This is a genomic window from Streptomyces sp. Ag109_G2-15 (assembly GCF_900215565.1).
GTDB lineage: Bacteria > Actinomycetota > Actinomycetes > Streptomycetales > Streptomycetaceae > Streptomyces > Streptomyces diastatochromogenes.
Genome location: NZ_OCNI01000001.1, coordinates 1,435,561 through 1,453,995 on the forward strand (window position 1 = coordinate 1,435,561; position 18,435 = coordinate 1,453,995).

General features: G+C 70.1%; 14 protein-coding genes and 1 riboswitch. Of the genes, 10 read left to right on the forward strand and 4 right to left on the reverse strand.

The window, feature by feature from the left end; all coding sequences use genetic code 11:
* Positions 1–444 carry a hypothetical protein gene (locus CRP49_RS06125; protein WP_097252484.1) on the reverse strand — a complete coding sequence of 148 codons (444 nt, stop codon included), beginning with the start codon at positions 442–444 and terminating at the stop codon, positions 1–3.
* A gap of 283 nt (positions 445–727) precedes the next feature.
* Here CRP49_RS06125 and CRP49_RS06130 point away from each other — a divergent pair, with 283 nt between their 5' ends.
* Together CRP49_RS06130 and CRP49_RS06135 are read left to right on the forward strand one after the other, a co-directional pair.
* Positions 728–1,696, forward strand: a complete 969-nt coding sequence (locus tag CRP49_RS06130) for a diacylglycerol kinase family protein (protein WP_097252485.1) — start codon at positions 728–730, stop codon at positions 1,694–1,696.
* 320 nt (positions 1,697–2,016) lie between these two features.
* Positions 2,017–2,274 (forward strand): WhiB family transcriptional regulator, encoded by a 258-nt coding sequence (locus tag CRP49_RS06135; RefSeq protein ID WP_016639615.1) that lies wholly within the window; start codon positions 2,017–2,019, stop codon positions 2,272–2,274.
* 199 nt (positions 2,275–2,473) lie between these two features.
* Here the strand turns inward: CRP49_RS06135 and CRP49_RS06140 are convergent, their stop codons facing one another.
* Both CRP49_RS06140 and CRP49_RS06145 read right to left on the reverse strand, forming a co-directional pair.
* Positions 2,474–3,940, reverse strand: a complete 1,467-nt coding sequence (locus CRP49_RS06140; protein ID WP_097252486.1) for a sensor histidine kinase — start codon at positions 3,938–3,940, stop codon at positions 2,474–2,476.
* Positions 3,941–4,288: 348 nt separating this feature from the next.
* On the reverse strand, positions 4,289–4,918 hold the full coding sequence (locus tag CRP49_RS06145; protein WP_094216252.1) for a TetR/AcrR family transcriptional regulator: 630 nt from the start codon (positions 4,916–4,918) through the stop codon (positions 4,289–4,291).
* Positions 4,919–5,014: 96 nt separating this feature from the next.
* Here CRP49_RS06145 and CRP49_RS06150 point away from each other — a divergent pair, with 96 nt between their 5' ends.
* The 5 genes from CRP49_RS06150 to mctP all read left to right on the forward strand — a co-directional run bounded on the left by CRP49_RS06150 (position 5,015) and on the right by mctP (position 9,618).
* A complete protein-coding gene (locus CRP49_RS06150) occupies positions 5,015–5,767 on the forward strand; it encodes an SDR family oxidoreductase (protein WP_097252487.1) in 753 nt (250 codons plus the stop codon).
* Between the two features lie 137 nt (positions 5,768–5,904).
* Positions 5,905–6,690, forward strand: coding sequence for a glucosamine-6-phosphate deaminase (gene nagB / locus CRP49_RS06155; RefSeq protein WP_094216193.1), 786 nt, complete (start codon positions 5,905–5,907; stop codon positions 6,688–6,690).
* A gap of 156 nt (positions 6,691–6,846) precedes the next feature.
* Positions 6,847–7,608, forward strand: a complete 762-nt coding sequence (locus CRP49_RS06160) for a GntR family transcriptional regulator (RefSeq protein ID WP_094216194.1) — start codon at positions 6,847–6,849, stop codon at positions 7,606–7,608.
* Between the two features lie 136 nt (positions 7,609–7,744).
* A complete protein-coding gene (locus CRP49_RS06165; protein WP_097252488.1) occupies positions 7,745–8,011 on the forward strand; it encodes a DUF3311 domain-containing protein in 267 nt (88 codons plus the stop codon).
* On the forward strand, positions 8,008–9,618 hold the full coding sequence (gene mctP, locus CRP49_RS06170) for a monocarboxylate uptake permease MctP (protein WP_097252489.1): 1,611 nt from the start codon (positions 8,008–8,010) through the stop codon (positions 9,616–9,618). The genes CRP49_RS06165 and mctP overlap by 4 nt, the downstream gene beginning before the upstream one ends.
* Before the next feature lie 75 nt (positions 9,619–9,693).
* On the opposite strand, the gene CRP49_RS06175 is transcribed toward mctP, so the two are convergent.
* Positions 9,694–13,320 (reverse strand): NACHT domain-containing protein, encoded by a 3,627-nt coding sequence (locus CRP49_RS06175; RefSeq protein WP_097252490.1) that lies wholly within the window; start codon positions 13,318–13,320, stop codon positions 9,694–9,696.
* Positions 13,321–13,558: 238 nt separating this feature from the next.
* Positions 13,559–13,696, forward strand: a riboswitch (cobalamin riboswitch).
* A gap of 124 nt (positions 13,697–13,820) precedes the next feature.
* Between CRP49_RS06175 and CRP49_RS06180 the strand changes: the two genes are divergently transcribed.
* The 3 genes from CRP49_RS06180 to CRP49_RS06190 all read left to right on the forward strand — a co-directional run bounded on the left by CRP49_RS06180 (position 13,821) and on the right by CRP49_RS06190 (position 18,416).
* Positions 13,821–16,193 (forward strand): ribonucleoside-diphosphate reductase subunit alpha, encoded by a 2,373-nt coding sequence (locus tag CRP49_RS06180; protein WP_097252491.1) that lies wholly within the window; start codon positions 13,821–13,823, stop codon positions 16,191–16,193.
* A complete protein-coding gene (locus tag CRP49_RS06185; RefSeq protein WP_097252492.1) occupies positions 16,193–17,203 on the forward strand; it encodes a ribonucleotide-diphosphate reductase subunit beta in 1,011 nt (336 codons plus the stop codon). Before CRP49_RS06180 ends, CRP49_RS06185 begins: the two co-directional genes overlap by 1 nt.
* Positions 17,204–17,450: 247 nt before the next feature.
* Positions 17,451–18,416 carry a helix-turn-helix domain-containing protein gene (locus CRP49_RS06190; RefSeq protein ID WP_097252493.1) on the forward strand — a complete coding sequence of 322 codons (966 nt, stop codon included), beginning with the start codon at positions 17,451–17,453 and terminating at the stop codon, positions 18,414–18,416.
* Positions 18,417–18,435: the final 19 nt, after the last annotated feature.

Below are 18,435 nucleotides of genomic sequence, written 5' to 3' on the forward strand. Positions count from 1 at the left end.
CTATTCGGCCCGGCCCGGTCCCTTGATCCCGAGGGCCTGGGTCGTCGCCGGGTTCACCAGCAGCACCAGCGCGGCGACGGCCACGACGGCCAGGGCGATACCGCCCGGGATGGCCATGCTGTCGGCCTTGAGCAGGTTGTAGGCCACCGGAAGCGCCATGATCTGCGTGATCACGGCGGGGCCACGGCTCCAGCTGCGCCTGAGCAGCAGACCGCGCGCGGCGAGCAGCGGCAGCAGCGCGAGCACCACCAGGGTGATCCCGCCGGTCACGGCCTGCTGCCGGTCGTCGGGGTCGCCCGTGAGTCCGAGGACGAGGATCCAGACGCCGCCGATCACCAGGGCTGCGCCCTCCAGCGCGGCCAGCACCGCCGCGTACGTCAGCCGACGCGGACGCGGCTCGGCGGCTTCGGCCGTTTCGGGGGCGGATTTCTGCTCACTGCTCACCCCAGCAGGGTAGCCGTCGCGCTCCGAGGACTACTCGCGGGCGGGGCCGCGGTCGCTCACTGGCGCCGGCACTGCAACTCCCAGGGGCGCGGGGCCGTATCGATATGCGGCTCCGCCGCGTGGGCGCGACCAGCCACAACGGACCCGCACCTGAAAGTCGGCCCGCCCCCCCGGCGGCGACTGGCCGCGGCCAGCGTGAAGTGTCCAGGCTCACGCCCCGGTCTCTTACCGGATCCCTACCTCGGTCTGGGCCGGGTACCCCCCAGTAGGTACGCTGCCATCCATGCGTGCACTTCTCGTGGTCAATCCGGCGGCAACCACCACAAGCGCACGCAGGCGTGACGTCCTGATCCATGCGCTCGCCAGCGAGATGAAGCTGGAGGCGGTCACCACCGAGTACCGCGGCCATGCGCGCGACCTGGGCCGGCAGGCCGCGGAGAGCGACGACATCGACCTGGTCGTGGCCCTCGGCGGCGACGGCACCGTCAACGAGGTCGTCAACGGCCTCCTGCACGCCGGCCCCGACCTGGACCGTCTGCCGGGCCTGGCCGTGGTCCCCGGCGGCTCCACCAACGTCTTCGCCCGCGCCCTGGGCCTGCCCAACGACCCCGTCGAGGCCACCGGCGCCCTGCTGGACGCGCTGCGCGACGGAACCGAGCGGGTGGTCGGGCTCGGCCTGACCTCGGGCACGCCCGGCACCGACGACGAGGCGGTGCCGGACCGCTGGTTCACCTTCAACGCCGGACTGGGTTTCGACGCGGGCGTGGTCGGCCGGGTGGAGCAGCAGCGCGAGCGCGGCAAGAAGTCGACCCACGGGCTGTACGTGCGGCAGGTGGTCCGGCAGTTCCTCGGCGAGCAGCACCGCCGGCACGGCGCGATCACCCTGGAGCGGCCCGACGCCGACGCGGTCAAGGATCTTGTTGTCGCCATAGTCTCGAACACGTCCCCTTGGACGTATCTCGGCAATCGCCCGATGTACACGTCACCTAAGGCGTCGTTCGATACGGGCATCGACGTGCTCGGTCTCAGCCGTCTGTCGACGGCCGCGGTTGCCCGATATGGCACCCAGTTGCTCACTTCGTCCCCCGAGCGGGGACCCCATGGCAGGCATGCGGTGTCGCTGCACGACCTGGACCAGTTCACCTTGCATTCGAAGGCCCCCCTCCCCCTTCAGATGGACGGCGACCACCTCGGACTGCGTACGAGCGTGACGTTCACAGGCGTACGCCGCGCACTGCGTGTGATTGTGTGAGCGGAACGGGCCAAAGTCCTTTCACTCGAACGTTTAGGCCAGGATCCACCCCATGGAAGTACGGCTGTGACCCAGTCGACACCGAGGAATCAAAAAAAACTTTCCGGAAGGGGTTGTATCCGCCGCTGAGGTTTGCGAGTCTCTACGTGGCGATCGGGACGGCCCGCAACACCGGCCTCCACTGATCGCCGGAACCCCTCTTCAAACCAAGGACCACGCCGGGGAAGACTCGGCGGTCGGCCCTTCACTTGTTGAGGGATTCGTGAAAGCGTTCACATTCACAAGCAACTTGCACGTAATACCAAGGAGAGGTAGCAGCCATGGACTGGCGTCACAACGCCGTTTGCCGCGAGGAAGACCCCGAGCTCTTCTTCCCCATCGGCAACACCGGTCCTGCGCTGCTGCAGATCGAGGAAGCCAAGGCCGTCTGCCGTCGCTGCCCCGTCATGGAGCAGTGCCTGCAGTGGGCGCTCGAGTCCGGCCAGGACTCCGGCGTCTGGGGTGGTCTCAGCGAGGACGAGCGCCGCGCCATGAAGCGCCGCGCCGCCCGCAACCGGGCCCGTCAGGCCTCCGCCTGACAGTCCCACCCCTGCTGACAGCCTGAGCTTGGCGGCGCGTACAGCGAGTACGCATCTCCCGCCCCCGAGCCGCAGCGCGCAGTACCCCCGATGCGCTTAGCGACAAGCAGAGCAGCAACGAGCTTAAGCCCCGGACCACCAAGTGGCCCGGGGCTCAATGCTGTTCGGGGCGCCTTCCGTCCGGCGCCCCGGGCGCTTCCTACTTCTGCGCCCGCACCGGGATGTCGAGTATCACCTGGGTCCCCCGCTCCGGCGCCGGGACCATGTCGAAGGTGCCGCCCAACTCGCCCTCCACCAGCGTCCGTACGATCTGCAGACCCAGGTTGCCCGCCGTCTGCGGGTCGAAGCCCTCGGGCAGGCCGACGCCGTCGTCCTGGACGGTGACGAGGAGGCGGGCCTCCTTGGTGGTGCCGCCGCGGACCGCGGAGACCTCGACCGTGCCGGTGTCACCCTCGCGGAAGCCGTGCTCCAGGGCGTTCTGCAGGATCTCGGTGAGAACCATCGACAGCGGGGTGGCGACCTCGGCGTCGAGGATCCCGAAGCGTCCGCTGCGCCGGCCGGTCACCTTGCCCGGCGAGATCTCGGCGACCATCGCGAGGACCCGGTCGGCGATGTCGTCGAACTCCACCCGCTCGTCCAGGTTCTGGGAGAGCGTCTCGTGCACGATCGCGATCGAGCCGACCCGTCGTACGGCCTCCTCCAGGGCCTCCCGGCCGCGCTCGGAATCGATGCGCCGGGCCTGCAGCCGCAGCAGTGCCGCGACGGTCTGCAGGTTGTTCTTCACCCGGTGGTGGATCTCCCGGATGGTCGCGTCCTTGGTGATCAACTCACGCTCGCGGCGCCGGAGTTCGGTGACGTCCCGGAGCAGCACCAGGGAGCCGATGCGGGTGCCCTTGGGCTTGAGCGGAATGGCCCGGAACTGGATCACCCCGTCGTTCGCCTCGATCTCGAACTCGCGCGGTGCCCAGCCGCTCGCCACCTTGGCGAGCGCCTCGTCCACCGGGCCCCGGGTCGGGGCGAGTTCGGCCGTGGTCTGCCCCAGATGCTGTCCGACCAGGTCGGCGGCGAGGCCCATACGGTGGAAGGCGGAGAGGGCGTTCGGGGAGGCGTACTGGACGATGCCGTCCGCGTCCAGCCGGATCAGGCCGTCGCCGACACGCGGGGAGGCGTCCATGTCGACCTGCTGGCCGGGGAAGGGGAAGGAGCCCGCCGCGATCATCTGCGCGAGGTCCGAGGCGCTCTGGAGGTAGGTCAGCTCGAGGCGGCTCGGGGTGCGGACGGTCAGCAGGTTGGTGTTGCGGGCGATGACGCCGAGGACGCGGCCCTCGCGCCGTACGGGGATCGACTCGACCCGGACGGGGACCTCTTCGCGCCATTCCGGGTCGCCCTCGCGCACGATCCGGCCCTCGTCCAGCGCCACGTCCAGCATGGGCCGCCGGCCGCGCGGGACCAGATGGCCGACCATGTCGTCCTGGTAGGAGGTCGGGCCGGTGTTGGGGCGCATCTGGGCGACCGAGACGTACCGGGTGCCGTCGCGGGTGGGGACCCACAGGACCAGGTCGGCGAAGGAGAGGTCGGAGAGCAGCTGCCACTCCGAGACCAGCAGGTGGAGCCACTCGAGGTCGGAGTCACCGAGGGCCGTGTGCTGGCGTACGAGTTCGTTCATGGAGGGCACGTTGTGAGCGTACCTGGGGCCTCGCGATGGCCGAAAAAACACCCGCGGGCCGCGGCGCCTGGGAGGGACCCTCAACCCACCCGGCACCGCAGCCCGGAGCATCATCGGCCGCGGGGTGTGCGGTCCCATTCGGCCGAAGGTCGAGGAGCCGGGGCAGTCAGGGCAGAGAGCTCCGGTTCCTCGTCCGTCCTCCTGTGCGGGGAAGACGGAAGCTGTTCAGTTTTCCCTACGATTCTCCCCTACGCATTCTGGACTAGACCACAATGGCGTGTCCATGCGTGCGGGGGTATGCGTTGAGGTCTGCTGGCACGCGATGCCACGCAGCCTAGCCCGCCCGGGTCAGCCGCGGGGCCAGATGGCCATGGCAATTTCCGCCAGCGCCTCCAGCTCCGCCCGGCTCGCCCCGTCCCGGGCCTGCTGGGACATGCCCTGGATCATCGCTCCGGTGTGCCGCGCGAGCGCCACGGCGTCGGTGCCGGCCGGCAGCCGCCCCGCGGCCACGTCGGCCCGGATCCGGGACTCGACGGTGGCGATGCCCGCGTTGCGCCGCTCCCGCAGCAGCTGCTCGACCTCGGGGCTGGTGCAGTTGGTGGCCGCGTGGACGACCAGGCAGCCGTAGGGGTGGGCGGGGTCGGTGTACTCGGCGGCGGCCTCCCGCAGCGTCCGTTCGACGGCGGCGCGGGCGGTGGGTTCCTCGGCGAGGGCGCGGTCCCCGAAGGCGCCGTGGGTGTCGGCGTAGACCCGCACGACCTCCTCGAACAGGGTGCGCTTGTCACCGAAGGCCGCGTAGAGACTCGGGGCGCCGATGCCCATGATCCGGGTGAGATCGGAGACGGAGGTGGCCTCGTAGCCGTGCTCCCAGAAGGCCATGAGCGCCTTCTCCAGCGCGGTGGCGCGGTCGAAGGAGCGCGGGCGCCCGCGCGTCCGGGCGGTCCTGGCCTGCGCGTTCGTGTCCTCGCTGGTCACCATGGAGTGCATTTTATAGCGCCCCCTAGAGAAATGTCGGCGGAGTGTTGTACGGTTTTTCTGTAGCGACCGCTAGACAAATACGGAGGGGTGGCGGACATGGGTGTGCTCACGGGGAAGACGGCGCTGGTCACGGGGGCGAGCCGGGGCATCGGGCGGGGCATCGCCGAGCGGCTGGGGCGCGACGGGGCGCGGGTGGCGGTGCACTACGGCAGTAATGAGGCGGCCGCCAAGGAGACGGTGGCCGCGATCGAGGCGGCGGGCGGTTCGGCGTTCGCGATCGGGGTGGAGCTGGGCATGCCGGGGGACGCCGAGCGGCTGTGGGAGGAGTTCGACCGACAGGCGGACGGGCTGGACATCCTGGTGAACAACGCCGGGATCGGTACGGCGTCGCCGATCGGCGAGATCACCGAGGAGGAGTACGAGCGGGTCTTCGCGGTCAATGTGAAGGCGCCGTTCTTCCTCGTCAGACAGGGCCTGTCGCGCCTGCGGGACGGGGGGCGGGTCATCAACATCTCGTCGGGGCTGGCCCGGACCGCGGCCATGCCGGACAAGGTGGCCTACGCGATGACGAAGGGCGCGCTGGACGTCTTCACCCGCGACCTGTCGAAGGTGCTGGGCGCCCGCGGCATCACGGTGAACTCGGTGGCACCGGGCATCATCGACACGGACAACACGGCCGGGTTCCTGCACGGGACACCGGACGGCTGGGCACAGGCCGCGGCCATATCGGCGCTCGGCCGGGTGGGTGCGCCGGCCGACGTGGCGGACGTGGTGGCGTTCCTCGTGTCGGACGGCGGGCGGTGGGTGACGGGGAGCTGGGTGGACGTGACAGGGGGCTCACTGACGTGACCCGGGGGCGCTGATGCAGCAGACGTCCTACCTGGGCCCGGGAGTCCGATTCTGTTAGATTGGTCTACACCACATAGAGACTTTTGCTCTGACCTCTCCCCAGATCTCCAGGCTCTCTTCAGAACGGCAGGCCCAGCGTGGAAGTTGTCATCGTTCCGGACGCGGCGGCGGGCGGCGAGCTGATCGCCGAGGCCATGGCCCAGCTGCTGCGGCGCAAGCCCGACGCCCTGCTCGGTGTGGCCACCGGCTCGACTCCGCTGCCCATCTACCAGGCGCTGACGGCCAAGGTGCGCTCCGGCGCCGTGGACACCGCGCGGGCCCGCATAGCCCAGCTCGACGAGTACGTGGGGCTGCCCGCCGAGCACCCCGAGTCCTACCGCTCGGTGCTGCGCCGGGAGGTGCTGGAGCCGCTCGGCATAGGTATGGACGCGTTCATGGGGCCGGACGGCACGGCCGAGGACGTCCAGGCGGCGTGCCGGACCTACGACAGGGCGCTCGCCGAGGCCGGCGGCGTGGACCTGCAGCTGCTGGGGATCGGGACGGACGGGCACATCGGGTTCAACGAGCCGTGCTCCTCGCTCGCCTCGCGCACCCGGATCAAGACGCTGACCGAGCAGACCCGGATCGACAACGCGCGCTTCTTCGACGGCGACATCGAGCAGGTGCCGCACCACGTGATCACCCAGGGCATCGGCACCATCCTGGAGGCCCGGCACCTGGTGCTGCTCGCGACCGGCGAGGGCAAGGCGGACGCGGTCGCCGCGACCGTCGAGGGCCCGGTCGCGGCCGTCTGCCCGGCCTCCGCGCTCCAGCTGCACCCGCACGCCACGGTGGTCGTGGACGAGGGCGCCGCGTCCAAGCTCAAGCTGGCCGACTACTTCCGGCACACCTACGTGAACAAGCCGGACTGGCAGGGGATCTAGCGCTCGTTGGACTAGACCAACAGCGGGTGCGCCGGTATATAGAGGAGATCACGGACCGTGCGGGTGGAGCCCTGACACCCGTAGCCGTGCCACGATGTGAGCCGTGGCCGATGGGATGTCGGTCGATTTCGGCATCAGGAGCCGGGAAGGCAGAGCATGAGCACCGACGTCGGCAGTGCGGAGAACGAGGCCGGGACGGTCCGTACCGCGCGTGTGCCCAAGTACTACCGCTTGAAGAAGCACCTGCTCGACATGACGGAGACGCAGGCGCCCGGCACGCCGGTCCCGCCCGAGCGCACGCTGGCGGCCGAGTTCGACACCTCCCGCACCACCGTCCGCCAGGCCCTGCAGGAGCTGGTCGTCGAGGGCCGCCTCGAACGCATCCAGGGCAAGGGCACCTTCGTCGCCAAGCCGAAGGTCTCGCAGGCGCTGCAACTCACCTCGTACACGGAGGACATGCGCGCCCAGGGCCTGGAGCCCACCTCGCAGCTGCTGGACATCGGGTACATCACGGCCGACGACCGGCTCGCCGAGCTGCTCGACATAACGGCCGGCGGACGCGTGCTGCGCATCGAGCGGCTGCGCATGGCCAACGGCGAGCCGATGGCGATCGAGACCACCCATCTGTCGGCCAAGCGGTTCCCGGCCCTCAGACGCTCGCTGGTGAAGTACACGTCCCTCTACACCGCGCTCGCCGAGGTCTACGACGTCCATCTCGCCGAGGCCGAGGAGACCATCGAGACCTCCCTGGCCACCCCGCGCGAGGCGGGCCTGCTCGGCACCGACGTGGGCCTGCCGATGCTGATGCTCTCCCGCCACTCCCTGGACCGCGAGGGCAAGCCGGTGGAGTGGGTGCGCTCCGTCTACCGGGGCGACCGGTACAAGTTCGTCGCGAGGCTCAAGCGCCCGCAGGACTGACGGGAGTTGAGGTCTTCACACCTCAACCCCCAAATCGACATACCGATATACGGACGAGGTCTTCCGCTGCCACGACACCGTCACCTAGATTGCCTGCGCATTACACAGGTGATCAGCGAGGGGACGGAGCCGTGTCATGTCCGAAACGCCTGAAGTGAGACCGCCGGTCGTGACACCGGTCCGTGTGATCATCGGCCTGTGTCTGGTCGTGCCCTTCGTGGCGATGCTGTGGGTGGGCTCGTACGCCAAGACGGACCCCGCGTTCATCGGGATCCCGTTCTTCTACTGGTACCAGATGCTGTGGGTGCTGATCTCCACCGCGCTCACGATGCTCGCGTACAAGCTGTGGCAGCGTGACCAGAGCGCCCGCAGGGCCACGCAGGGCAAGGGGGCGGCACAGTGAAGGACGGCGTCAACGGCGTCGCACTCGGCGTCTTCATCTTCTTCTTCCTGGCCGTCACGGTCATGGGCTTCCTGGCCGCGCGCTGGCGCCGGGCCGACAACGAGCAGTCGCTGGACGAATGGGGCCTGGGCGGACGGTCGTTCGGCACCTGGATCACCTGGTTCCTGCTCGGCGGCGACCTGTACACGGCGTACACCTTCGTCGCCGTACCGGCGGCGATCTACGCGGCGGGCGCGGCCGGCTTCTTCGCCGTGCCGTACACGATCCTGGTCTACCCGCTGATCTTCACGTTCCTGCCCCGCCTGTGGTCGGTCTCGCACAAGCACGGCTATGTGACGACCTCGGACTTCGTGCGCGGCCGCTTCGGCTCCAAGGGCCTGTCGCTGGCCGTGGCGCTCACCGGCATCCTCGCGACGATGCCGTACATCGCGCTCCAGCTCGTCGGCATCCAGGCGGTGCTGGACGTGATGGGCGTCGGCGGCGGCGAGAACACCAACTGGTTCGTGAAGGACCTGCCGCTGCTCATCGCCTTCGGCGTGCTGGCCGCGTACACCTACTCGTCGGGTCTGCGCGCCCCCGCGCTGATCGCGTTCGTGAAGGACACGCTGATCTACATCGTCATCGCGGTGGCGATCATCTACATCCCGATCAAGCTGGGCGGGTTCGACGACATCTTCGCCAAGGCAAGCGAGAAGTACACGGCAGCAGGTGCGGGCGGTCTCGTACCGGCCCCGGCGGGCCAGTGGACGTACGCCACGCTGGCGCTCGGCTCGGCGCTCGCGCTGTTCATGTACCCGCACTCGATCACCGCAACGCTCTCCTCCAGGAGCCGTGAGGTGATCCGGCGCAACACCACGATCCTGCCGCTGTACTCGCTGATGCTGGGCCTGCTCGCGCTGCTCGGCTTCATGGCGATCGCGGCCGGGGTGAAGGTCACCAACGGGCAGCTGGCGATTCCGCAGCTGTTCGAGGACATGTTCCCGGACTGGTTCGCGGGCGTGGCCTTCGCGGCGATCGGCATCGGCGCCCTCGTGCCCGCGGCCATCATGTCCATCGCGGCGGCGAACCTCTTCACCCGCAACATCTACAAGGACTTCATCAACCCCGACGCCACGGCCGAGCAGGAGACCCGCGTCTCCAAGCTCGTGTCGCTGCTGGTGAAGGTGGGCGCGCTGGTCTTCGTCCTGACGATGGACAAGACGGTCGCCATCAACTTCCAGCTGCTGGGCGGCATCTGGATCCTGCAGACCTTCCCGGCCCTGGTCGGCGGCCTGTTCACCCGCTGGTTCCACCGCTGGGCGCTGCTCGCCGGCTGGGCGGTCGGCATGGTGTACGGCACGTTCGCCGCGTACGGGGTGGCCTCGCCGACGCAGAAGCACTTCGGCGGCAGCGCCAAGGAGATCCCCGGCATCGGCGAGATCGGCTACATCGGCCTCACGGCCTTCGTCCTGAACGTCGTCGTCACGGTGGTCCTGACCTTCGTCCTGAAGGCCGTGAAGGCACCCGAGGGCCTCGACGAGACCCGCCCGGAGGACTACACGGCGGACGCGGGCGACCCGGGCGTGGAGGTGGAGCTGCCGCCGGCCACGGCGGGGTCGGCACACTGACGAAACCCCGGCCGGGCGCACGGGCGGCCTTCCAGGGGGTGTCTTCTCGGGTCGGCATGATCCAGAAGACACCCCCTAGTCGCGCGTGCGCCCGGCCATCTCGTCCCAGAAGGTGTCCAGGTCGCCCACGCGCATGCCGACCCAGCCGGGCGTCTTGCGGTGCAGGGTCGCCACGCCTCGGGGGAACCGGCGCCGGAAGCGTCCGGGCAGCAGGGCCTGCTGCTGGCGGCAGAACGGCTCACGGATCTCGCCCCGGGGCACCGAGCCGCGCGGAGGGTAGGGGCACAGCTGGAACTTGCAGTCGGGCAGGCAGGTGGTGCCCGGCGCGGGCGACCGTGCGGTACCGGCCTTCATGGCGGGCCGCAGTGCCCCCCGGTCCCGGCAGATGCAGGGCGGCAGGGGCATGCCGGGCTGCTCGACACGGGCCAGGCGCTCCTCGACCTCGTCGGGGATCCCGTCGCGTTCGATGAGGTTCAGCATCACCAGCACGTCGGCGACGAGACGCTGGGCCCGCCCGTCCAGGGTGCGCCAGCCGACCGAGGGCGGGATCCACAGGTGGTGCTTGCGGTGGCCCTGCGCGGCGGTGGTGCGGGAGCCGATGTTGTCGGCAACGCCCTTCTCGTCGATCCAGACGAAGCGCTCGGGCCGCCTGGTCTCCAGGGCGAGGGCCACCAGATCTCCGGCCTCGGCGACGAACGGATGCAGCCGCACCCGGGCCGAGGCGCCGTCGGGACCGGCCCGGGCGGGTGCGTGGTGGGCCGTACCCGCCATCGACAGCCAGCGTTCCACGGTCTGTACGGCGGTCAGCCCGCGGACCGCTCCGGACGGCTCGGACGGCGCCTGCCCGTCGTTCTCCGGCTCGGCGCCGAGCCGGCCGTCCTGCCCCCGGCGCGTGCCGCTGTCCGGCAGTTCCCACAGGCACAGCGCCTGGAGCAGGTTGAGCTGCGCGTACCAGCAGCGGCTCTGCCGCAGTACGGTCTCCGCCTGCCGGATCAGGTCGGCGCGGGCGCCCGGATAGGTGTGCGGGTGGCGTTTGCGCCGGTTGGCCGCGTACTTGAAGCCCTGGGCCAGGGCGGTCTCCAGCGCGAGGGGCAGATCGGGGGTGCCGCCGGTCTGCCGCGGGTCGAGGTGGCGCAGCCACTTGGTGAGACGATCCCGGGCCTCGTCGCGGTGGTTCTCCTCGACGGAGCCCAGCAGCATGGGGATCATCCAGGCCCGCATCACGAACTCCCGCAGCAGAACGACACGTTTCTGCTGGTACTGCCGGTTGAACGCCTCCCGGCGGCGGGTCAGCTGCTCGACGAGCCGGTCCCGGGTCCGTGACGCGACGCGGGCGGTTCTCACCTGCTGGATCTCCGCCGCCCACTCCTCGCACAGCTGCCTCTTGCGGGCCTTCAGGTCGTGGACCTTGTCGTTGTACTCCCGCACGGGGTCGGTGTGCTTGCTGATCCATTGGCGGACCACGGCGAACGCGTCATTGCCGCCGTTGCCGAACTCCTGGGCGGCCGCCAGGCGGATGGAGTACGCGGGCTCCTCCTTGCCCATCTCGAAGAGTTCCTCGTAGAGCGGCGTGGTGTCGATCCTGCGGGAGGTGGCCCGCAGCGCCGTGCCGAGCTGCTTGAGCAGCCCCAGTTTCGCCTCCTCCAGGGTGCGCCGGTCGCCCTTGAAGCCCCGCCACCGGTGGTGCACCGTACGGACGATGGTGCGGAGCAGTCTCGGGTCGTCCTCCACGCTCTCGACCTCCAGGGCCGCCGTGTACAGGTCGAGCGCCTTCGGGTCGGCCGGGCGGCGGTCGGCGGCGGTCAGCAGCCGGTGGGCCAGCGGCCGCCCCCGCACGGGAGCCTGCCGCCGGAACTCCTCCTCCCACTTCTTCAGCTCGGCGGTCACGCTGCCGCCCTTCGCGGACCGGTCCGCCGCCCGCCGGCGGGACAGCAGCACCAGGGCGATGAGCAACTCCCTGCTGGGACCCGGAGGTTGCAGCGCCCGCTCGACCAGCTCTCCGGCGCCGCGCTCCCCCAGGCGGTAGAGCATGCGGTAGCCGAAGTAGGCCTGGAGGGTGCTGTGCGGGAAGCGGACCTTCTGCTCGAAGCCCTCCACCAGCCTCAGTTTGTCGGCATGGCTCGCGAAGCGGGCGAGGACGGCACGGCACTGGCCCAGGTTCCCCTCCCGCAGCCTTCTGCTCACCTCATCGCTCATACCGGCGCACAGGAGGCTCCAGATCCGTTCCCGGTGCCACTCGGAGAAGACGTTGCCGCGCTTGCCGTAGCGGTCGTAGTCCCGCTGCTCCCACAGGTGCTCGGCGATGGCCCGCACCCGCCGGACCCGGCCGGGGTGGACGTCCCTGTCCAGCAGCTCCCTGAAGCCGACCTCCAGCGTGTCCTGGAGGAGTCCCACACAGGCCAGGGCGGAGACCACCTCCAGGGCGTCCCGCCGCTCCCTCGGCTCCAGCGCCACGTCCGCGCGCAGCCGGCCCTCCAGCAGGGAGTTCTCCCAGGTCTCCAGCAGCCACAGTCGCAGTTGGCCGCGGTCCCTGCTGCGGGAGTCCAGGCGCCGCGGGTCGTCGCGGCGGTCCCGCTCCAGGTCGCCGTGGTGGTGCAGCTCCCGGGCGATCTGCAGGTAGATGGGGGACTCGGTCACCTCCGCCGTCTCCACGATCCAGTCGACGCGGCGCTCGTCCGTCTCCGGCACGCGTGCCTCGACGAAGTGCAGCGCCTCCTCCTCGCTGAGCGGTTCCAGCTCCACGATGGCGGCGGGGGTGCTCTCCAGCGGGCTGTGCGGCCGGGAGGCGATGACGAGGGGCAGCCGCTCCCCGTGGGCGCGCTCGATGGCCCTGCGGATGATGTTGTCCCGGTCCTCCCGCAGGCCCTCGTCGAGTACGGCCTCCTCCAGGCCGTCGGCGATGACGACCACCTTGTCGTCGGCGAGCAGCTGCTGCCAGACCCGCTCGGTCTTGGCGCGCGCCAGGACGCCCTGGGGCGCCTCCTCGGCGAATCGCTTCTGGGCCATGCGCTCGAAGTCCAGGTCGGGGCCGGTGGCGTCGCGCAGCCGGATCGGGACGGGGACGGCACCCTGCGCGGCCAGCATCTCGGTGAGCCGCACCAGGACGGCGGTCTTGCCCACGCCCATCCCGCCGACGAGCAGATACGGGCGGCGGGTGTCGCGCTCGCGCAGCCGCTGGGCGATGACCTGGGCGACCTCCTCCCGGCCGACGATCTCGGCGATGTCCGGCCCGGCGGTGACGACCAGGTCCTGCGGACGCCGGCGCGCCTTCGCGAGATAGCGGCGCTTGGTCCAGCTGTACCAGGCGAACAGGAAGAACGCGGCGGCGAGCGAGGCGGCGAGGACGGGACCGAGGACGCGGGAGATGCCGTCGAACCCCGGGCTCGCTATCCATTTCTCGACCCAGTTCTTCTCGTTCCTGTGCGGCGAGAGCGAGAGGTACACGCCCTCCACGAACCAGGCGAGGAGCGCGAGCGCGGCGAGGGCCCACACGACCCTGACGGCGTTGGTGTAGGAGAACCATCTGCGCCACTTCTTGGGCCGGGTGGTGTCCTGGCGGGCCTCCCACCGGACAGTCAGGGCGTGCCAGCGCCTCAGGTACACCCGTCTGACCCGTCGCCCGAGTCCCCTCAACGGAAGTGTCGCCATGGGTGCGTTGGGCGGTCGCTCCTTGCCCGGCGGATGACGGACGACCTTCGGCATGGTGCGCTCTCCTCCCCAGAGCTGGCTCGGGACGGAGGACCCCCGCCGGTGTCGGCACCTACTTCCATGGAATCACTCACGGCTGCCCCCGCAACCCGGCTGCCCCGGTCCGCACACCCGAGCGGGACCGGAATCCCCTCTCCCGCCTGGCCGACCTCACTCTCCTCACCCACGAGTTGACCGTCTGAAGCCACCGCAACACGCAACAGACACAACATCTGGGGGTGACACCACGACCCGGCACTAGATGTATGCTCGTCCTCGCTGTCGCCGCAGGGGAATCCGGTGCGAATCCGGAACTGTCCCGCAACGGTGTACTTGCGTGCATCCGCACGCCTGTTCAGTCCGAGGACCTGTCGGCAGCGCGCGCCCGGCCGTCCGGTCCGGGTGCCTTCAGACGTCCGGGCCTCGTGGAGTGGGCCGGTGGACGCGACGCCGTGCGCGCTCGTGCTGCCCCCTGCCCTCCGCCAGGCCCCGTGCCGAGCGAGGGAGAGCCCCACGTGACCATCGCGCCAGCCGACCCGGCTTCAGCCGTCCAGGCGACCGCAGCCCCGGTGGAGACCGACGGTCCCGGTGCCGCGTTGCTGCGGACCCTGACCGAGCTGACCGCCGACCTCCCCGACGCCGACCCCGGCCGGGTCGCCGCGGCCGCGCTGCGGGGCCGCTCCGCCCGGGCCGACGAGGCGGAGTTGCGCGAGCTGGCCACGGAGGCGGCCGCGGGCCTCATCTCCGAGGACCCCGCCTACTCCCGGCTGGCCGCCCGGCTGCTGACCATCTCGATCCGCGCCGAGGCCGCCTCGCAGGGCGTGACGTCCTTCACCGGGTCCGTCGCCGTGGGCCACCGCGAGGGCCTGGTCGCCGACCGCACGGCGGAGTTCGTACGACTGCACGCCGAGCGTCTCGACACGCTGATCGACGCGGCCGGCGACGACCGCTTCGGCTACTTCGGCCTGCGCACCCTGCACAGCCGCTATCTGCTCCGGCACCCGATCACCCGTCGGGTGCTCGAGACGCCCCAGCACTTCATGCTGCGGGTCGCGAGCGGTCTGGCCGAGGACGACACCACCCGGTCCGTCGACGAAGTAGCGGCGCTCTACGGGCTCATGAGCCGTCTCGACTACCTGCCCTCCTCCCCCACGCTCTTCAACTCCGGCACGCGGCACCCCCAGATGTCGTCCTGCTACCTCCTCGACTCGCCACTGGACGAGCTGGACTCCATCTACGACCGCTACCACCAGGTCGCCCGCCTCTCCAAGCACGCCGGCGGCATCGGTCTGTCGTACTCCCGGATCCGCAGCCGCGGTTCGCTGATCCGCGGCACCAACGGGCACTCCAACGGCATCGTCCCGTTCCTGAAGACCCTGGACGCCTCGGTGGCGGCCGTGAACCAGGGCGGCCGGCGCAAGGGCGCGGCCGCGGTGTACCTGGAGACCTGGCACTCCGACATCGAGGAGTTCCTGGAGCTGCGGGACAACACCGGTGAGGACGCCCGCCGTACGCACAACCTCAACCTCGCCCACTGGATCCCGGACGAGTTCATGCGCCGGGTCAACGCCGACGAGCAGTGGTCGCTGTTCTCCCCGGCGGACGTGCCGGAACTGGTCGACCTCTGGGGCGCGGAGTTCGACGCGGCCTACCGCAAGGCGGAGGCGGACGGGCTCGCGAAGAAGACCATCCCGGCCCGCGACCTGTACGGCCGCATGATGCGCACCCTCGCGCAGACCGGCAACGGCTGGATGACCTTCAAGGACGCCGCCAACCGCACCGCCAACCAGACGGCCGAGCCGGGCCACACCGTCCACTCCTCCAACCTCTGCACGGAGATCCTGGAGGTCACCGACGACGGCGAGACGGCGGTCTGCAACCTGGGTTCGGTCAACCTCGGTGCCTTCGTGCGCGACGGGGACATCGACTGGGAGCGCCTGGACGAGACGGTCCGCACGGCCGTCACCTTCCTCGACCGTGTGGTCGACATCAACTTCTACCCGACCGAGCAGGCGGGCCGCTCCAACGCCAAGTGGCGTCCGGTGGGCCTGGGCGCGATGGGTCTGCAGGACGTCTTCTTCAAGCTGCGCCTGCCCTTCGACTCCGCCGAGGCCAAGGCCCTGTCCACCCGTGTCGCCGAGCGGATCATGCTCGCCGCGTACGAGGCCTCCGCCGACCTGGCCGAGCGCAACGGCCCGCTGCCGGCCTGGGAGAAGACCCGTACGGCCAAGGGCGTTCTGCACCCCGACCACTACGACGCCGAGCTGACCTGGCCGGAGCGCTGGGCGGCCCTGCGCGAGCGGATCGCCGCGGTCGGCATGCGCAACTCGCTCCTCCTCGCGATCGCGCCGACCGCCACCATCGCCTCCATCGCGGGCGTGTACGAGTGCATCGAGCCGCAGGTCTCCAACCTGTTCAAGCGCGAGACGCTGTCCGGTGAGTTCCTGCAGGTCAACTCGTACCTGGTGCAGGACCTCAAGGACCTCGGTGTCTGGGACGCGCGCACCCGTGAGGCGCTGCGCGAGTCCAACGGTTCGGTGCAGGACTTCGCGTGGATCCCGGCCGACGTCCGGGCGCTGTACCGCACGGCGTGGGAGATCCCGCAGCGCGGCCTGATCGACATGGCCGCGGCCCGCACCCCGTTCCTGGACCAGTCGCAGTCCCTGAACCTGTTCCTGGAGACGCCGACCATCGGCAAGCTCTCCTCGATGTACGCGTACGCCTGGAAGCAGGGCCTGAAGACGACGTACTACCTGCGCTCCCGCCCGGCGACCCGCATCGCCCGCGCGGCACAGGCGCAGCCCACCATCCCCGTCCAGCAGGTGGCCGACCCCGACGCCGTCGCCTGCTCCCTTGAGAACCCCGAGTCCTGCGAGGCCTGCCAGTAATGCCCAGCAACCAGAACCTGCTCGACCCCGGCTTCGAGCTGACTCTGCGCCCCATGCGCTACCCGGACTTCTACGAGCGCTACCGGGACGCCATCAAGAACACCTGGACCGTCGAGGAGGTCGACCTCCACTCGGACGTCGCCGACCTCGCGAAGCTGACCCCGGCCGAGCAGCACCTGATCGGCCGCCTGGTGGCCTTCTTCGCGACGGGTGACTCGATCGTCGCGAACAACCTGGTGCTGACGCTGTACAAGCACATCAACTCCCCGGAGGCGCGGCTGTACCTGAGCCGTCAGCTCTTCGAGGAGGCCGTGCACGTCCAGTTCTATCTGACGCTCCTGGACACCTACCTCCCCGACCCGGAGGACCGCGCCGCCGCCTTCGCGGCCGTGGAGAACATCCCCTCCATCCGCGAGAAGGCCGAGTTCTGCTTCAAGTGGATGGACTCGGTGGAGAAGCTGGACCGGCTGGAGTCCAAGGCCGACCGCCGCCGCTTCCTGCTCAACCTGATCTGCTTCGCCGCGTGCATCGAGGGCCTGTTCTTCTACGGCGCCTTCGCGTACGTCTACTGGTTCCGCAGCCGGGGTCTGCTGCACGGTCTCGCCACCGGCACCAACTGGGTGTTCCGCGACGAGACGATGCACATGTCCTTCGCCTTCGAAGTGGTCGACACTGTCCGCAAGGAGGAGCCGGAGCTCTTCGACGACCAGCTCCAGCAGCAGGTCACGGACATGCTCCGGGAGGCCGTCGAGGCGGAGCTGCAGTTCGGGCGCGACCTGTGCGGCGACGGCCTGCCGGGCATGAACACCGAGTCGATGCGGCAGTACCTGGAGTGCGTCGCCGACCAGCGCCTCACCCGCCTCGGCTTCGCTCCGGTGTACGGCTCGGAGAACCCCTTCTCCTTCATGGAGCTGCAGGGCGTTCAGGAGCTGACGAACTTCTTCGAGCGCCGCCCGTCGGCGTACCAGGTCGCCGTGGAGGGCACGGTCGACCTGGACGAGGACTTCTGATCCCTCCTGTCTCCGCGGGTCTCCTGGGCCTCCCTGAGCTGGCGGTCGATGCGCCTGTCGCGCACGATGCCGAGCACGGAGGGGAGGACCAGGAGGACCAGGATTCCGAGCGTGGCGAGCATTCCGATCAGGCCTTCTATCTGGTTTCCGTTCATGTCACCACTGTCGCGCCGGATGCTCCTTACCGGGAGTGGCAGGACTGCCGTACACCCTCGATTTACTGCCATTTCCGAGGCACACTGGCAGCATGCTGAAGAACGTGGCCGCCGTACTGCTGGACGGCGTGCACCCCTTCGAACTGGGCGTGGTGTGCGAGGTGTTCGGCATCGACCGCAGCGACGAGGGGCTGCCGGTGTACGACTTCGCCGTGGTCTCGGCGGAGGGCGAGGCGCTGAGCACCCATGTCGGCGGGCTCACCGTGTCGACGCCGTACGGTCTGGAGCGGCTGGAGGACGCCGACCTGATCGCGGTGCCGGCCGGGAGCGACTACGTCACCCGGGAGTATCCGCCCGCGCTGCTCGACGCCCTGGTACGGGCCGTGCAGCGGGGCACCCGGGTGCTGAGTGTGTGCTCCGGCGTCTTCGTGCTCGGCGCGGCCGGGCTGCTCGACGGGCGGCGGTGCAGTGTGCACTGGCGGCAGGCCAAGGAGCTGGCGGTGCGCAACCCCCGGGCGATCATCGAGCCGGACGTGCTCTACGTCGACGAGGACCCGGTCATCACCTCCGCCGGTACGGCCGCCGGGATCGACGCCTGTCTGCACATCGTGCGCAAGGAACAGGGACCTGAGGTCGCCAACAAGATCGCCCGGCGGATGGTCGTACCGCCGCACCGGGACGGCGGGCAGGCGCAGTACATCGAGCGGCCGCTGCCCAAGGCCCCGTGCGACACCGTCGGCGAGGTCCTGGTGTGGATGGAGGAGCACCTCGACCGGGAGGTGACCGTCGAGCAGCTCGCCGCCCGCGCCCACCTGGCGCCGCGCACCTTCGCCCGGCGCTTCCAGCAGGAGACCGGGACCACTCCCTACCGCTGGATCCTGCGCCAACGGGTGCTGCTGGCACAGCAGTTGCTGGAGGGCACGGACGAGACCGTGGACGCGATCGCCTCGCGCACCGGTTTCGGTACGGCGGCCGCGCTGCGCCACCAGTTCGTCCGCGCGGTGGGGACGACCCCGAACGCCTACCGGCGCGCGTTCCGGGGCCCGGAGGCCGCCTGAGCGCGCGCCGGTCGTCGGC

Excerpts from the sequence above, each read along its gene's own strand:
- CRP49_RS06175 (WP_097252490.1), bottom strand. The coding sequence starts at position 13,320 with ATGCCGAAGGTCGTCCGTCATCCGCCGGGCAAGGAGCGACCGCCCAAC.
- CRP49_RS06190 (WP_097252493.1), top strand. The coding sequence starts at position 17,451 with ATGCTGAAGAACGTGGCCGCCGTACTGCTGGACGGCGTGCACCCCTTC.
- CRP49_RS06160 (WP_094216194.1), top strand. The coding sequence starts at position 6,847 with ATGAGCACCGACGTCGGCAGTGCGGAGAACGAGGCCGGGACGGTCCGT.
- CRP49_RS06165 (WP_097252488.1), top strand. The coding sequence starts at position 7,745 with ATGTCCGAAACGCCTGAAGTGAGACCGCCGGTCGTGACACCGGTCCGT.
- CRP49_RS06135 (WP_016639615.1), top strand. The coding sequence starts at position 2,017 with ATGGACTGGCGTCACAACGCCGTTTGCCGCGAGGAAGACCCCGAGCTC.
- CRP49_RS06140 (WP_097252486.1), bottom strand. The coding sequence starts at position 3,940 with ATGAACGAACTCGTACGCCAGCACACGGCCCTCGGTGACTCCGACCTC.
- CRP49_RS06130 (WP_097252485.1), top strand. The coding sequence starts at position 728 with ATGCGTGCACTTCTCGTGGTCAATCCGGCGGCAACCACCACAAGCGCA.
- CRP49_RS06150 (WP_097252487.1), top strand. The coding sequence starts at position 5,015 with ATGGGTGTGCTCACGGGGAAGACGGCGCTGGTCACGGGGGCGAGCCGG.
- CRP49_RS06145 (WP_094216252.1), bottom strand. The coding sequence starts at position 4,918 with ATGGTGACCAGCGAGGACACGAACGCGCAGGCCAGGACCGCCCGGACG.
- CRP49_RS06185 (WP_097252492.1), top strand. The coding sequence starts at position 16,193 with ATGCCCAGCAACCAGAACCTGCTCGACCCCGGCTTCGAGCTGACTCTG.